Source organism: Chryseobacterium sp. SNU WT5, assembly GCF_007362475.1.
Lineage (GTDB): Bacteria > Bacteroidota > Bacteroidia > Flavobacteriales > Weeksellaceae > Kaistella.
On record NZ_CP041687.1, the window covers coordinates 1,570,953 to 1,585,762 of the forward strand.

Genomic DNA, 14,810 nt, shown 5'->3' on the forward strand with positions numbered 1-14,810 from the left:
ACAAATGTATGCATAAAATTATTAGGTATGTAGAAATGGTTGAATTATTTAAAAAAATAACCGGTCTTGTCCTAGAACTTATAAATCGTTTTCTTGGTTTTGGTCGGAGCAGCTTTACCTCTCAGTGGATTAAGTAATTCCATTAAACCGTTCATTTTTATTTCGTAGATGGTAGAAAGTTGCATGCCTAATTTTCCAGGCGGCATCCCTTGTCGTTGAAACCATTCCAGATAATTTATAGGGAGATTCACGATGAGAGTTCCTTTGTGCTTACCGAAAGGCATTTCAGTTTTGCAGATTTCTAGTAAAATTTCAGGACGGAGCTCAGGAATCATGTTATTTATATTAAATGGAAAGGTCTATTTTTTCTTCAATTTCTTTTGGTTCAGGCATAATTAGATCTCGCTCCTCGTTTGCAAATTCATCACGATATACCTGAATGAGCAAAACAGTAATGGAAATAAGAATGGGGCCGAAGATCAATCCCATAAATCCAAATAAATTAATTCCCATGATGATTCCAAAAACGGTATTCAGCGGGTGAATATTTTCGAGCTTTTTTAATAAAGTAAACCGCAGTAAGTTATCAGTTAAGCCAACTGCAATTAGACAGTATGCAGCAAGTCCTAACCCAGGTCCCATTTGTCCTTCTGCGATCATAAAGATGCAGACCGGCAAATAGACGACAGCTGCTCCGACAATAGGTAACATAGATCCAACACAGGTTAATGCAAAAAGTAGGATAGGACTTGGTGCCCCAAAAATGAAATATCCTATAACCGCAATAATTCCTTGACCTATCGCTACAACGGGAATACCGATTGCATTCGCAAGAACCATTTTACGAATTTTCTCTCCCAGTAAATTAACATTTGCACGTTTTAGTGGTGCAGAACTTTGTAGAAGTCTTTCGAATAAATGGGGCTTCTCTAGCATGAAGTATAGAATAAAATACATCGAAGCTACCACGGTAAGGGTATTAAAAGTACCACTTAGCGCTGATGTAGAGTATTTCGCAACATTATCTTTCAGTTTCGTGAGATTGTCCTTACTTAAAATATCAATATTTGTTTTTGAATAGATATAGTCATGAATCTTATCAATAAAAATATTGAATTTATCCATATAGGCAGATGCATTTCCTAGCTTTTCTATTAAAAGATCTCCAATGAAGTAAATAGGCAAAATAAGAATGATTAATGATCCTACAATGATGACCAATGATGATACCCAAGGTTTCCACTTTTTTTGATCCTGTAGATATAGATTGTATTTCCTGGTAATGACGTATAAGGTAATGGCTCCCAAAACTGCAGGAATAAATAGGGCAAGATGGAAACAAATTAGCCCTCCTAACACAATAATTACAGCAAGTAAAAAAACTTGTTTAATTTTTGTTTCACTGATCTGATTTACTTTATTTGGCATAATGAATAATTAAAGAAAGCAACGGTAAAAACCGTTGCTTTCAAATGTACATTTATTCTTGAAATTACGGTGAAGAAATTTCTATTTATTAACTACAATAGGTCTTGGTCTACCACAGTAAGCACAATAAAGTGAATACATTACGATCATCAAAAATAGCATAGTGAAAACGAGTCCAATTCCACAAAGGAAAATTCCAGCGATGCTAATTAAGAATCCAAGAAGTGAAGCACCTAAAAAAGTACCGTAATTATTTTTTGCTATAGAAAATGATTTACTGATGGCCTCAGAGAAACTTGCGTTTTCAAATAATAAAATCGGGTAACCTAACATAAAGAAAGGCAAAACAAAAAAGCCCGGAATAACACACAACGTAAACGCAATTCCTAATATAATACTTGAAATTAAAGTATAAATTATAATATTAACAAAATTTTGTCTAAATCCAATAAATAGATCAGAGAAGCTCATAGGCTCTTTCAGATTGTATTTATTCGCCATATAAATAATTCCAACATAAATTGGCGTAAGAAGTAGGCTTACCAGTCCAGAAAGACCATAATAAGTTCTAATCCCAGGGATCGACCACATATTTGTAGAAAATGTTTCGGGTGATGATTTAAGTTCTTCAAGCATATCGTTGGAATTAACTCCCGAAATTGGTTGAATAATTAGCGAAACAACAAATGAAATAACAACTGCGAGGATTACTGCAGCTACCGCATACATAAATACTCCCTTGTACATTTCAAATGCGTGTGAGATTATCGCTCCTGTTGATTTTTCAGGGCCTGTTGGTTGATCAAATTCTTGAAAAGTATCCATAGTTTTATTTTTTAATGTTTCCAAATTTATCATTAATAATTAATATGGTCAACACTTAAAAATTATTTTTGAATGTTTTCTTTAAAAATATGCTGGTAAAGGGTATAAATGATCGCATGCCAGAATGGGAAAGTGAACAGAAAACCAAATCCAAACAACAGCAATCCGGCAAGACTGAAGAGAACGCCTACAATTACAGCGGCAACAATTGTGGTGAAATCCTGCTTTAGTCCTGTGAACGTTAATTTAATTCCCTGGAAGGTATTTACGTTCATAAAAAACATCAGCGGAACACAAAACAGCGTTAGGAAAATCCAAACAAAACCTAATAGGATCAACGAGTTAGCATAGGAGAAAATGATAATCCAGAATAAATAAAAGCCAAAAAATTTAAAGAAATCAAAACCGAGATAACCCGCAAAGAGATCATTCATTTCTACCTTTTCATTGAGGTCAATTTTTCTGTAAATTTTATAAAATCCAACATTTAAAGGGTTTACAATTGCGGAAAGAAAGAATACTCCAAGTACGAAACCTTGTGTTTGCGGTAAGAGCGCAATTTCTTCCATCTTTTTATTGAAAGCAGCAAAATCAGTTTTAAATAATTCACTGTGTTGGCTCACTTGGTCCCAAAGACCGAAATATCTAAAAAGATAAAAATAACCCAAAAAGAATAGGGAAAAATAAAGTAAACTAAATGCGACTTGATAGAATAAAGTTTTGTTCCAATAAAAAAATGCTGTTTTCAGAATTTGTTCCAAGCCAGCCTTTTGAGCATAGTTTTTTTCCATGTTGCAAAAATAGGTAAATCCTTAAGATTAAATTCTAAATTGAGTATTTTTGCGCCATGCTAAAAAGTGATTATTCCAACTTTGATAGAATGGATGAACTTTCTCAACAGAAAGTCCCTTTCTTTTTCATGGTAGATTTTTTAGGAACAAAAGTGGAGGTTTATACTGAATCTGAGTTGATAGACAAAAATATATTTGTTGATTTTCAGAATTACAAAAATGTGAAGCCTCAAGATGCGTTAATAACGGATGTTCAGATGAAATCATATCCAATCAGCAAAACTGATTATAGAGAAGGATTTGATAAAGTACAGCATAACTTAAAGCTAGGGAATTCCTACTTAACAAATTACACCTGCAAAACAGAGATTGAAATTAATTTGAGTTTAAAAGAAATTTTCTTTTTATCTAAAGCAAAATACAAAGTTTTGTATCAGGATCAGTTTGTTTTTTTTTCGCCTGAAACTTTTGTAGAGATTGTTAATAATGAAATTTTCACCCATCCAATGAAAGGCACGATTGATGCATCTAAGGAAAATGCAGTGGAAGTTTTAAAAAATGACATAAAAGAAAAAGCCGAACATTACACGGTCGTTGATTTGTTGCGTAACGATTTAAGCATGGTCGCAGATGAGGTAAAAGTGAACGAGTTCCAAAGAATTGATTTTATAAAGACCAAACAGAAAAATTTATACGCAATGAGTTCTGAGATATCGGGAAAACTGAAACCCCAATTTAGAAGCAAAGTTGGAAGCATCATGAGAACCCTACTTCCGGCAGGATCCATTCTTGGTGCACCCAAACCTAAAACTTTAGAGATTGTATTAGAGGCGGAAACTTACCAGAGAGGTTTCTACACAGGTGTTTGTGGTTGGTATGATGGTGAGAAACTAGACTCTTGCGTAATGATTAGGTTCATCGAAAAAGAAAATAGGAAACTTTATTTTAAAAGTGGTGGTGGAATCACCCATTTGAGTAATTTTGCCGACGAATATCAAGAAATGAAAAATAAAATATATGTCCCAATTCATTGAAAGCATCAAAGTTGAAGATAAAGAGATATTTCTGCTTGAGCAGCATCAGAAAAGGGTCAATGATACCTTTGCCAATTTTGGCAAAGATGAAGCCATTAATTTAGAAAATATTTTTAAAAATCTGGAACATGATGAAGATGGTCTTTACAAATTGAAGATCACTTACGATTTAACAGGAAACGTCAGAACCCAAATGATTCCCTACGCGATTTCGGAAATTTCTGATTTTAAATTGGTTGAAAATAATTCTTATGATTATTCATTCAAGTTTGAAGATAGAAAAGAACTTGAAAAAATGATGATTCTGTCAAAAGCTTCCGAAATTATCATTGTTAAAAACAATCATATTACGGACACTTCGTTTTCTAATCTTTTATTTAAAAAAGGGAAGGATTGGTTTACCCCAAATACCTATTTATTGAATGGAGTCCAAAGACAGCATTTACTAAAATCCAAAAAGATTAAAGAAGCAGAAATTACCTTACAAAACTTAAACGAATATTCTCATTTCCAAATCATCAACGCTATGAATGATTTCGATGATATGTTTATTTATCCTTTGGAAAGAATTAAGAATTTACCTTCGCGACCTGATGCAATTGAACTTTAATTAATTAAGATTTCAAAAATTCAAAATAATTTTTAAGCACCTCTGCATTTTCGACGGTAGAGGTATCAACTTCCAGAATCTTTGCCTTTTCATCCGGTTTGAAGAAATTATCGAGTATACGAAGTAATGTTTCTTCATCATCTACTTTGGTGTAAGAAAAACCAAAATGCTGGGCTAAATGTTCAGCATTTTTGTGATGTTTGGTCAAAATGAATTCTTCTAAAGCATTTGTAGAACTTGGTCCTGGAATAATGTTGAAAATATCACCACCACCGTTATTAAAAATAATAATTCTGGTGTACGGCGGAATATAGTTGTTCCATAAACCATTGATGTCGTAAAAAAAGCTTACGTCGCCAGTAACCAATACGGTTTGCCTTTCATTTTTCATGGCAAATCCCATCGCAGTCGATGTGGAACCATCAATTCCGCTGGTCCCTCTATTACAGAAAATACCAATTGTTCTTGGAAAATCAAATAGTTGGGCGTACCTAATTGCTGACGAATTACTGATATGCAGATTAATATTTTCGGGAAGTTTTTCCGATAATAGTTCAAATAATTTAAAATCAGAAAAATTGGTTTGCAGACAGTAATCAGTATGTTTTAAATCTCTTTTATCTCTCAAAATGTCCCATAAATTAAAGTAGGCACTTGGTTCCAAAGTGATATTCTTTAATAATTTGGCAAAGAATTTTTCCGGTGTAGTTTTAATTTTTTCAGTTAAGCAGAAAAAAGTATCCGGGTGCCAGACTTCATGAATGTGCCAGTGATTTTTTGGACTTGCTTTTCGGAGAAACTGCTTTATCTTTTTGGAAACCACGTTTTGTCCAATGGTTATCAGCAGATCGGGTGCGAAGGTTTTGTAATCCTCGTCATTAAAATTAAAAATATATCGATCGATATGTGAAAAAAACTTGTCGTGTTTGATGTTTGAATTTGCTTCTTTTAAAACAACAACGCTATGATTTTTAACTAGTTGAGATAACTGCATCTCTAGCTCTTCACTATAATCTCTAGTGCCGATCAGGATCATGATTCTTTTAGACGTATTCCATTCTGCAGTTAAATTGGGGGATAATTCGAAAGTCGTTTCGCGAATTGTTTTCTCTAAAGATGGAAAATTTGGCAGTTCTGAAACCATTTGATACAATGGTTCTTCCAAAGGGATATTGATATGAACTGGGCCCTGTTTTTCAAAACAAACTTCAATTGCTTTCTTGATGATTGCAAAATTTTCGTCGCCTGCATTATCCGCCGAATCTTCCAGCAATTGGAAATCTCCATAAGAATGTTGTTGATAAAGGTCTTTCTGGCGAATCGTCTGTCCATCGAAAATATCTACATAATCAATCGGTCGATCCGCAGTTAAGATCAATAAGGGAGTGTTTTGGTAAAAAGCTTCCGTCATTGCAGGATAATAATTTGCAGCGGCAGAACCACTGGTACAGGTTATTGCAACTGGCTTTTTGATGCTTTTTGCCATTCCCAGTCCTACGAAACCTGCACTTCTTTCGTCTACAATACTGTAGCAATTCAGCTCATCAGTTTCTGAAAAATGAATGGCTAAGGGTGCGTTACGTGATCCCGGGGATATAACGATATCATAAATCCCATACTCTTTTAAAAGATGTGCTAAAATTTGAATGCTTCGTTTTGAAGAGTATTGTTTCATAGTCTGAATTGATTATGGCAAATTTAATCATAATTTTAATCTTAAAAATCTTAAATTTACCACTGAATTCTTAATCAAATAATATGAAACAGATCCCAAGCGTGGATTTGCGTGATTTCCTTTCGGGTGACCCGGAACGCAAACAAAAATTTGTAAATGAAATCGGAAAAGCATACGAAGAAATCGGCTTTGTTGCCCTGAAAGGACACTTTCTGGATGACAAGTTGGTGGATGATCTCTATGGCGAAGTAAAACAGTTCTTTGATTTGCCCGTAGAGAAGAAACAAAACTACGAAATTCCCGGAATTGGTGGACAGCGTGGTTATGTTGGATTTGGAAAAGAAACCGCCAAAGGTTTCAAAAAAGGTGACTTAAAAGAATTCTGGCATTTCGGACAGTTCTTGGAAGAAGGTTCTAAATATTCAAATGAATATCCTGATAATGTAGAAGTTACTGAGAATCCTCGATTCAATTTGGTAGGAAAGGAAGCTTTTAAAATGTTAGAGAAAACTGGAATTTATGTTTTGAGAGCCTTGGCACTTCATCTTGGTTTAGATGAGTTTTATTTCGACAAATATGTTGCAGAAGGAAACTCTATTCTGAGACCCATTCATTATCCGCCGATTACGCAGGAGCCGGACAACGCAGTTCGTGCTGCCGCGCATGGAGATATTAATTTAATCACTCTTTTAATGGGTGCTCAAGGGAAAGGCCTTCAGGTTCAAAATCATGAAGGAGAATGGATAGATGCGATTGCACAACCGGACGAATTGATGATCAATGTGGGAGATATGCTATCGCGCCATACCAATAATAAGTTGAAATCGACCATTCATCAAGTGGTAAATCCGCCACGTGAACTTTGGGGAAAATCTCGGTATTCAATTCCGTTCTTTATGCATCCGGTAAGTGAAATGCCACTGAATGCTTTGGAGAACTGTGTAGATGAGAACAATCCGAAACTGTATGAGGATACTACAGCAGGAGAGTTTCTGCACGAAAGATTGGTAGAGTTAGGGTTAATTAAATAAAATTATTCTTACTTACATAACAGGAAGCCGTCTCAAATTTTATTTTGAGACGGCTTCATTTTAAATGATTGGTAAGTTATTACCTAGGCTATCAAATGGGTAACATACGGATTTGCAATGTTTAAGCTTTCTCCAGTTGTACTGTAAAATGTCTTAGGATTGCAGATTCCCAAACAATATGATATCCTTTTTTAATTTCATCTCTTCTGTCATACACGTTTTTAATCGCAGCCGCAATATAATCCATGTGATTATTAGTATAAGTTCTGCGTGGGATTGCCAGACGAACAAGCTCTAATTTTGGATAGCGGTTTTCGCGAGTATCAGGATCTCTGTCTGCCAATAAAGTTCCTATTTCTACTGTTCGGATTCCAGCTTCTTTATAAATTTCGTTTGCCAAAGTTTGTGCAGGATATTCTTCTCTTGGAATATGAGGTAAGAAACCTAAAGAATCAATGAAAACTGCGTGTCCACCGATGGGTTTTTGAACGGGTATTCCGAATTCAATCAATTTATTGCCAAGATATTCTACCTGGGAGATCCGGCTTTGTAAATATTCAAATTCGGTTGCTTCGTTTAGTCCAACAGCCAAAGCAGCCATGTCTCTTCCGGCCATCCCACCGTAAGTGATAAAACCTTCAAAAATAATGGTAAAATTAGAAGCTTTCTTATAAATCTCGGCATCATTAAGCGCAATGAATCCACCGATGTTTACCAGCCCGTCTTTTTTGGAACTCATAGTCATCCCCACACCATAAGAAAAGGCTTCCTTTGCAATTTCTTTAATAGTTCTGTTTTCTTGACCTTTCTCTCTCATCTTAATGAAATAAGCATTCTCCGCAAATCGCGCAGAGTCAAAAAAGATAGGGATCCCATATTTATCGGAAAGCGCTTTTACTGCTTTCATATTTTCTAAAGAAACAGGTTGTCCGCCTGACGAATTGCACGTAATTGTGATTAAACAAAAAGGGATTTTCTCTTTTGGATGCGCTTTGTAAACTGCTTCCAATTTTTCTAAGTCTATATTTCCTTTGAAAAGGTGCGGATCTTCAATGTCAAAAGCTTCATCAACCGTACAGTCGATGGCATGGGCTTTTCTGATTTCGATATGTCCTTTGGTGGTATCAAAATGGGAATTCCCTGGGATAACGTCTCCATCTTTCACCAACACAGAAAATAACACATTTTCAGCGGCTCTTCCCTGGTGTGTTGGTAGTAAATATTTATATCCAGTAATATTCTGAACGGTATTGTGTAATTGGTCGAAACTTTTGGAACCTGCATAACTTTCGTCACCGGTCATCATTGCTCCCCATTGTTGGTCGCTCATTGCGCCCGTTCCGGAATCTGTTAGTAAGTCGATGAAGACTTGAGAAGATTTCAAATTAAATAAATTGTAGTTGGCATTTTCTAGCCATTGTTCTCTTTCTTCTCTGGTAGATTGATGAATTTCTTCAACCATTTTAATTCTGAATGGTTCTGCGTATGGTAATTTCATAATATAGGATTAATGACGTTTTAATAATTTTTCTAAAAAAAGAAGAATACAAAAAATAATTTTATTCTTCGCTAACAATTAATTATTAAATATCATTCAGGAGCCTTGAAAACATTATCATCAGAATGAAAACCTGCAACACCGCCACTTACTGCAAATTTCATTGCTTGTGCGGCACTTACATTCTCCAAAATAACGATATTATTTGCCAAAACAAAGACAACCCAACCTGAAACAGCATAAGAATGAGGTAGATATACGGAAACGTAATTAGGAAAACCAACAGATGATAAATCGCTTTGGGTTAGAAACCCGATGCGCCAAACATCTGGATCATTAGAAGTTTTAATCAAAACCGGTTGGTTGAATTTCTTCTTGTCACCAACAAATGAAGTCATTACATCTTTCAGTGAGGTATAAATGAATTTTATCCCAGGAGTGTGTTCCAGCAGATAATCGAAACTATCCACAATCACCCGTCCTAAAATAAATTTGCTTCCCACGTATCCGATTAAGGTGGTAGAACAAATGACAATTAAAAAAGTAATTCCCGGATAGAATTGTTCTGATAGAGAAGGTATAATATTATCTATACTCGAAACAATATACCAGATGATCCAAACGGTAAGTGCAAACGGTCCAATAATTAGCAAGCCTTGAAAAAAGGATTTTGCCAGTGTATTTAAAATTTTTTCGAACTGTTTTTTAGTCATCGTCAGGGATTCTATCAATCATTAATTATAGAATGGCAAAAATAGGGAAATTTAGAACTTATTTTAAATAAAATTAACCGTGAATGGTTTCTTTCTTTCCGTACGATTTTATAATTTCTGTTTCATAATCCAGCCATTCTTCCCAACGTGCATTTACTTTTTCAACGTCTCCTAATTGCCGTGCGAATCCGATAAAAGTGGTATAGTGGCCCGCTTCAGAAATCATTAAATCTTTATAGAAAGTTTTTAGTTCTTCATCCTTTATATTCTCTGTTAAGACTCGGAAACGCTCACAGCTTCTGGCTTCGATCATTGCCGCGAAAAGCATTCTGTCGATAATGTACTCTTTTCGGGTTCCCTGCACAATAAATTTAAACAATTGTCCTACATAATCATCTTTTCTTTCTCTGCCGAATTCATATCCCCGCTTTTTTATAATTTCGTGAACTTGCTGGAAATGTTCTAACTCTTCTTGCGCTATTTTTAAAAGCTCCGTAACTATTTCCGGATATTCCGGACACATGGTGATAATAGTGATGGCGTTGGTGGTCGCTTTCTGCTCACACCATGCATGATCGGTTAATATTTCTTCCAAATTGCCTTCCGCAATATTTGCCCAGCGGGGATCGGTTAAGAGTCTGAGTTTAAACATTGTAATTTTTTGTAAATTTAAGCAAATTATTAGCAGTCGTCAGGTTAGATTAAGTTTGCCATAATGCTAAAATTTAGCGCTTATGTTTGATGGTTTATTATGCTATTGGCATAAATATTGAGTAATTGAAAACAACATAAAAAAATAAACTATTATGATTACTAGAGTATTATCAAACAGATTAGAAAAGTTGGGCATTTTCATGTTAACATTTTTCTTTGGTATAATTGCATTTGCGCAAGAGAAAGCTCCTGATTTAAATGTTGATGTAACAACTACAAAAACGACAACTACAGAGGAATGGTTTACAAATCCACTATATTGGGTAGTTGGAGCTTTGCTTTTAATTATTTTAATTGCGGTTATTGCGAGAGGAAATAGGAGAGACTAATCTTTTTATTTAAAAAAAATTAACTGCTTTGGTTTTCCGAAGTGGTTTTTTTACGTAAAAATTCAAGAAATTTCCAGCTTACTGAATCTAGTTTCTTTAATCCTTCTGCAATAATGACTGCCAGCAGAATGTTAATTGCAAAAATGACAATTACTAAAATTCCCCACGGAAGCTCATCTTTTAAAGGAACAACAAGAAAATAAACCATTGAGGAGCTGATTCCTTGAGCAAAATAGTAGAATATGGCATTTTTGCCAATATAAGTTAGGAAGTTATTCTTGGTGATTTTAACGCGGTTATATAATACAAATAAAGTGAGCAGCGAAAAACCAGACCAAAAAATATAAAGTAATTTCGGTGGAAATTTAGCTTTGTTCATTTTAAGAAACAGTTCCTTGCCATAATTCCAGAACAGGAAGATAAAGATCAATACTAAAACTCCATATATAATAGGAACCCATTTAGTCGGAATTTTCTTTCCTTTTAATTGATGTGCGACCAAAAATAATCCTAAGTAAAAAGCAACATAGCCTACTTGACCCGATGGATAAAATTGTGGGAAGGCATTAAAGATGAAAGTCAGTCCGAAACAGACTGCGATAAACCAGCTAATATGTTTTGAGAAAAACCTTAAAATTAAAACACCAAATACAGTCAGAATAAAATACACTTTTAAATACCAGAAGCTGCCCATAACAACTGGGAAAGTATCTGCGTTCGTATATTGATGCAGATACCAGTTGCCGAGATTTTGCCACTGTGGAATATTTGAAATGTTTTTGGGAACGTATTTAGTGCCGAAAGTTGAGTAGAAATTTTTCATCCAGTCCAATCCAAAGACATTTAATCCGAAAACTTTAAACAGATAATCGAGAAAAAAAAGGAAAGTAACGAAAATCATAAAGGTAATCTGTAGTTTCAAGAGTCGGTAAAGAGTTTTTTCGATATTGTTTCCTGAAGTCAGCCCACTTAAAGCGTAAAATAAAGGAACATCTATTAGTAAAGAAAGAATTCTTAGTTCCGTAGGGACATAAAATTGGCCTGACCAATAAACGGTATGTATAAAAATAATGGAAAGCGTGGCGAACCCTTTGGAAAAGTCAATGTATAGATCTCTTTTCATTTTTACGATTTAGATTTGGGTAAAATTAAATAAAGTTTCGATTATTTTTTAGATTTAGGGGAAATAAAAAGGGTAAAGCGAAAGCTTTACCCTAATAGTATTAAATAAATTAGAACTTATTTTAGATTGTTAAATTCTTCAGCAGAAATTTCTCCTGTTTGAATTTGTCTAAGCTCTTCCAAATGATTTTTCATTTTCGCATCGATCTCAGGGAATTTGTCATTTTTAGCCATTTTGTAGCTTCCGTTTAAAACTCCGTTGTAGTAATAGAAGAAGTTATAATCAAAATCACTTGCAGAAAGATTCCACTCACCTAATAAGAATCCTAAACGTACTGCTGATCTTCTTTGATTAGGAGTACCGTGGTGTCCTTGGCTGTTTGTATTGTAATCTCCAATGCTGCTTGCGAAATTGTAAGCAGAAGCGATTGCAGCAAATGAACTTTGGTTGTAACCAGCTGGTCTTCTCAAATAATAACCTGCAAAACCGTCAGCTTCCAATTCGTTTGGACGAGCAGTGTACTCGGTTACACTTGGTAAATTGTAGATGTACTGTAACTGGTGTCCGTACTCATGTGCTAAAATCATTGCGTTTACAATGTCCCCACCTTTAGATTTCGCATCATAATAGATTGCGTAACCGTAATAAATTTTACCTGATGAATAAGAAATTGCGTTGTAAGTAGTGTTTTGATTATATGAATCGCTTACAAATCTCAATAGAGGATTGCTGCGTCCAAATAATCTTGCAATTTTAGTCATCTGACTATTCATAAAGTTGGTGTCAGAAGAATTGGTTAATCCAGTTTTTAATACTGCATTATTTGACCAGTTTCCATCAACATAGGCGCAAGTAGCTTCTACTTCACCTGGTTGTTCCAATGCAGCAGAACTTACGGTTTCTTCTGTTGCTGTTTCGATGTTTCTGTCACTGTTACATGACGTGAATGCAAGTCCTAAAATTGCCGAAGCAAAAATGGCTTTTGTGAATGTTTGTTTCATAAACTTATAATTTGTGTTATTAAGTTAGCGAATGTATAAAAAAAATCTAACAAATACCAAATTATCATGATTATTTGTGAATTTTATCGATTTGGATATATTTTATAAAAATGGACCGTAATATGAAAATATTTTTTATCTTTGCACCTCGAAATAACTAACAAAATTTATAAACAATGTTTGCAATTGTAGAAATAGCAGGGCTTCAATATAAAGTTGAGCAAGACCAGAAGTTGTTTGTAAACCGTTTGAAAGGAGAGATAGGAGGGAAAGTTTCCTTTGATAAAGTTCTTCTTACTGTAAACGGTTCTACATCAATTGGCGCCCCGGCTGTAAGTGGTATCACCGTAGATGCTGAAATCATCAATCACCTGAAAGCTGATAAAGTAATCATCTTCAAAAAGAAAAGAAGAAAAGGATACGAAAAGAAAAACGGTCACAGACAATCTTTAACTCAAATTCAAATTACTGGAATCACTGGTTTCGATAATAAGAAAGAAGAGAAAAAAGCAGCACCGAAAGCTAAAAAAGCAGCGGCAGTTTCTGAAGAAGCTCCTGTAGCTAAAAAAACAACGAAAAAATCAGACAGCGAAACTGCTGAATAATTTTAACCAAAAAACCTTAAAATAAAATGGCACATAAGAAAGGAGTTGGTAGTTCCAAAAATGGTAGAGAATCGCATTCTAAGAGATTAGGTGTTAAGATTTTCGGAGGACAAGACGCTATCGCCGGTAACATCATCGTGAGACAAAGAGGGACAACACATCATCCTGGTGAAAACGTAGGAATGGGTAAAGACCACACATTGCACGCTTTGATCGACGGAAAAGTAGTTTTCAGAAAAAAACAAAACGACAGATCGTTTGTATCTATTGAACCGAACGCATAATTTAAAAAGCGTTTTTGATAAATAAAAAAGTCCCAATCATTCGATTGGGACTTTTTGTGGTTTTATTTGTAATCTTTTATCCTCTATTAAGAAACGCATCCCAGCCCTGGGCATTCAGAGCGATCAATTCCCCGCTTCCTCGTGCAACTAAATAATTCCCCTGTTGCAAATCAACAGCGTGACCAATAATAGTGAAGTCAGGATGGTTTTTAATTTTCTCGAAGTCAGTCGGTGAAATAGTGAAAAGCAGTTCGTAATCTTCGCCTCCATTTAATGCACACATCACAGGATTTAAATTAAATTCTTCTGCCGTACTTATGGTTAAAGAATCCATTGGGATTTTTTCTTCATAAATTCGGAAACCAACTTTACTTTGATCAGACAGATGAAGTGTTTCCGAAGATAATCCATCAGATACATCGATCATAGAGGTTGGTTGAATATCTAATACTTTTAAAATTGCTTTTATATCGGTTCTCGCCTCTGGTTTCAGCTGTCGTTCTAAGATATAATCGAAACCTTCCATTTCAGGCTGCATATTAGGATTGGCTAAAAATACCGAATGTTCTCTCTCCAAAATTTGCAGACCCATATAAGCGCCACCCAGATCTCCGGTTACTACCAAAAGATCATTTTGTTTTGCGCCACTCCTGGCAACAATATTCCCGGATTCTTCTAGTCCAATAGCCGTAATGGTAATCACTAAGCCAGAGTTAGAACTGGTCGTGTCTCCACCAACTAAATCAACTTTATAGTGTTTGCATGCTAAGGATATTCCTACATAAATCTCTTCAAGTGCTTCAACGGGAAAACGATTAGAGGCAGCAATCGCAACTAAGATCTGTGTTGGTTTTGCATTCATCGCTGCAACATCGCTGAGATTTACAGCTACCGCCTTATAACCAAGGTGCTTTAAAGGAACATATCCCAAATTGAAGTGAACGCCTTCTGCTAAGACATCGGTGGTTATGACTACTTTTTGACCTTCAGGATTAATGACCGCACAGTCATCACCAATTGAAATTTCGGTAGAAGAATTTTCAAAACTAAAGTTTTCGGTAAGGTGTTTAATTAACCCAAATTCGCCATATACGGAAATTGGGGTTAACTCGGGATTTTTATCTTCTAACATAATTTTTATTTAATGAA

General features: G+C 35.0%; 17 protein-coding genes. 6 read left to right on the top strand and 11 right to left on the bottom strand.

The genetic code is table 11. The features are described from left to right. Positions 1–71: 71 nt before the first annotated feature. The 4 genes from FNJ88_RS07515 to FNJ88_RS07530 all read right to left on the bottom strand — a co-directional run bounded on the left by FNJ88_RS07515 (position 72) and on the right by FNJ88_RS07530 (position 3,044). A complete protein-coding gene (locus FNJ88_RS07515; protein WP_143852588.1) occupies positions 72–335 on the bottom strand; it encodes a DUF3820 family protein in 264 nt (87 codons plus the stop codon). 10 nt (positions 336–345) lie between these two features. Next, the gene (locus tag FNJ88_RS07520) at positions 346–1,428 is read right to left on the bottom strand and encodes an AI-2E family transporter (protein WP_143852589.1); all 1,083 of its coding nucleotides are present in this window, start codon (positions 1,426–1,428) and stop codon (positions 346–348) included. A gap of 81 nt (positions 1,429–1,509) precedes the next feature. Beyond that, a complete protein-coding gene (locus FNJ88_RS07525; RefSeq protein WP_143852590.1) occupies positions 1,510–2,253 on the bottom strand; it encodes a beta-carotene 15,15'-monooxygenase in 744 nt (247 codons plus the stop codon). 62 nt (positions 2,254–2,315) lie between these two features. Then, positions 2,316–3,044 carry a hypothetical protein gene (locus tag FNJ88_RS07530; RefSeq protein ID WP_143852591.1) on the bottom strand — a complete coding sequence of 243 codons (729 nt, stop codon included), beginning with the start codon at positions 3,042–3,044 and terminating at the stop codon, positions 2,316–2,318. Between the two features lie 56 nt (positions 3,045–3,100). Here FNJ88_RS07530 and FNJ88_RS07535 point away from each other — a divergent pair, with 56 nt between their 5' ends. Next, complete coding sequence (locus FNJ88_RS07535) at positions 3,101–4,078, top strand: aminodeoxychorismate synthase component I (protein WP_228414498.1); 978 nt, start codon at positions 3,101–3,103, stop codon at positions 4,076–4,078. Next, a complete protein-coding gene (locus FNJ88_RS07540) occupies positions 4,062–4,688 on the top strand; it encodes an aminotransferase class IV (protein ID WP_143852592.1) in 627 nt (208 codons plus the stop codon). Before FNJ88_RS07535 ends, FNJ88_RS07540 begins: the two co-directional genes overlap by 17 nt. Before the next feature lie 4 nt (positions 4,689–4,692). On the opposite strand, the gene menD is transcribed toward FNJ88_RS07540, so the two are convergent. After that, positions 4,693–6,363, bottom strand: coding sequence for a 2-succinyl-5-enolpyruvyl-6-hydroxy-3-cyclohexene-1-carboxylic-acid synthase (gene menD, locus FNJ88_RS07545; protein ID WP_143852593.1), 1,671 nt, complete (start codon positions 6,361–6,363; stop codon positions 4,693–4,695). Between the two features lie 83 nt (positions 6,364–6,446). Between menD and FNJ88_RS07550 the strand changes: the two genes are divergently transcribed. After that, a complete protein-coding gene (locus FNJ88_RS07550; protein WP_143852594.1) occupies positions 6,447–7,394 on the top strand; it encodes an isopenicillin N synthase family dioxygenase in 948 nt (315 codons plus the stop codon). 121 nt (positions 7,395–7,515) lie between these two features. Here the strand turns inward: FNJ88_RS07550 and FNJ88_RS07555 are convergent, their stop codons facing one another. The 3 genes from FNJ88_RS07555 to FNJ88_RS07565 form a co-directional block, all read right to left on the bottom strand. Then, complete coding sequence (locus FNJ88_RS07555; RefSeq protein WP_143852595.1) at positions 7,516–8,892, bottom strand: tryptophanase; 1,377 nt, start codon at positions 8,890–8,892, stop codon at positions 7,516–7,518. A 92-nt stretch (positions 8,893–8,984) separates the two neighbouring features. Continuing rightward, the gene (locus tag FNJ88_RS07560; protein ID WP_143852596.1) at positions 8,985–9,605 is read right to left on the bottom strand and encodes a DUF502 domain-containing protein; all 621 of its coding nucleotides are present in this window, start codon (positions 9,603–9,605) and stop codon (positions 8,985–8,987) included. A gap of 73 nt (positions 9,606–9,678) precedes the next feature. Then, positions 9,679–10,257 (bottom strand): tRNA-(ms[2]io[6]A)-hydroxylase, encoded by a 579-nt coding sequence (locus FNJ88_RS07565; protein WP_143852597.1) that lies wholly within the window; start codon positions 10,255–10,257, stop codon positions 9,679–9,681. A 154-nt stretch (positions 10,258–10,411) separates the two neighbouring features. Here FNJ88_RS07565 and FNJ88_RS07570 point away from each other — a divergent pair, with 154 nt between their 5' ends. Beyond that, positions 10,412–10,648, top strand: a complete 237-nt coding sequence (locus tag FNJ88_RS07570; RefSeq protein WP_143852598.1) for a hypothetical protein — start codon at positions 10,412–10,414, stop codon at positions 10,646–10,648. A gap of 19 nt (positions 10,649–10,667) precedes the next feature. Here the strand turns inward: FNJ88_RS07570 and FNJ88_RS07575 are convergent, their stop codons facing one another. Next, positions 10,668–11,771 carry an acyltransferase family protein gene (locus FNJ88_RS07575; protein WP_143852599.1) on the bottom strand — a complete coding sequence of 368 codons (1,104 nt, stop codon included), beginning with the start codon at positions 11,769–11,771 and terminating at the stop codon, positions 10,668–10,670. 116 nt (positions 11,772–11,887) lie between these two features. Next, positions 11,888–12,772, bottom strand: coding sequence for a metalloprotease (locus FNJ88_RS07580; RefSeq protein WP_143852600.1), 885 nt, complete (start codon positions 12,770–12,772; stop codon positions 11,888–11,890). Positions 12,773–12,948: 176 nt separating this feature from the next. Between FNJ88_RS07580 and rplU the strand changes: the two genes are divergently transcribed. Further along, the gene (gene rplU / locus FNJ88_RS07585; protein WP_143852601.1) at positions 12,949–13,377 is read left to right on the top strand and encodes a 50S ribosomal protein L21; all 429 of its coding nucleotides are present in this window, start codon (positions 12,949–12,951) and stop codon (positions 13,375–13,377) included. A gap of 26 nt (positions 13,378–13,403) precedes the next feature. Then, a complete protein-coding gene (gene rpmA, locus FNJ88_RS07590) occupies positions 13,404–13,661 on the top strand; it encodes a 50S ribosomal protein L27 (protein ID WP_143852602.1) in 258 nt (85 codons plus the stop codon). Positions 13,662–13,737: 76 nt separating this feature from the next. Here rpmA and thiL read toward each other — a convergent pair whose 3' ends face one another. Beyond that, the gene (gene thiL, locus FNJ88_RS07595) at positions 13,738–14,793 is read right to left on the bottom strand and encodes a thiamine-phosphate kinase (protein ID WP_143852603.1); all 1,056 of its coding nucleotides are present in this window, start codon (positions 14,791–14,793) and stop codon (positions 13,738–13,740) included. Positions 14,794–14,810: the final 17 nt, after the last annotated feature.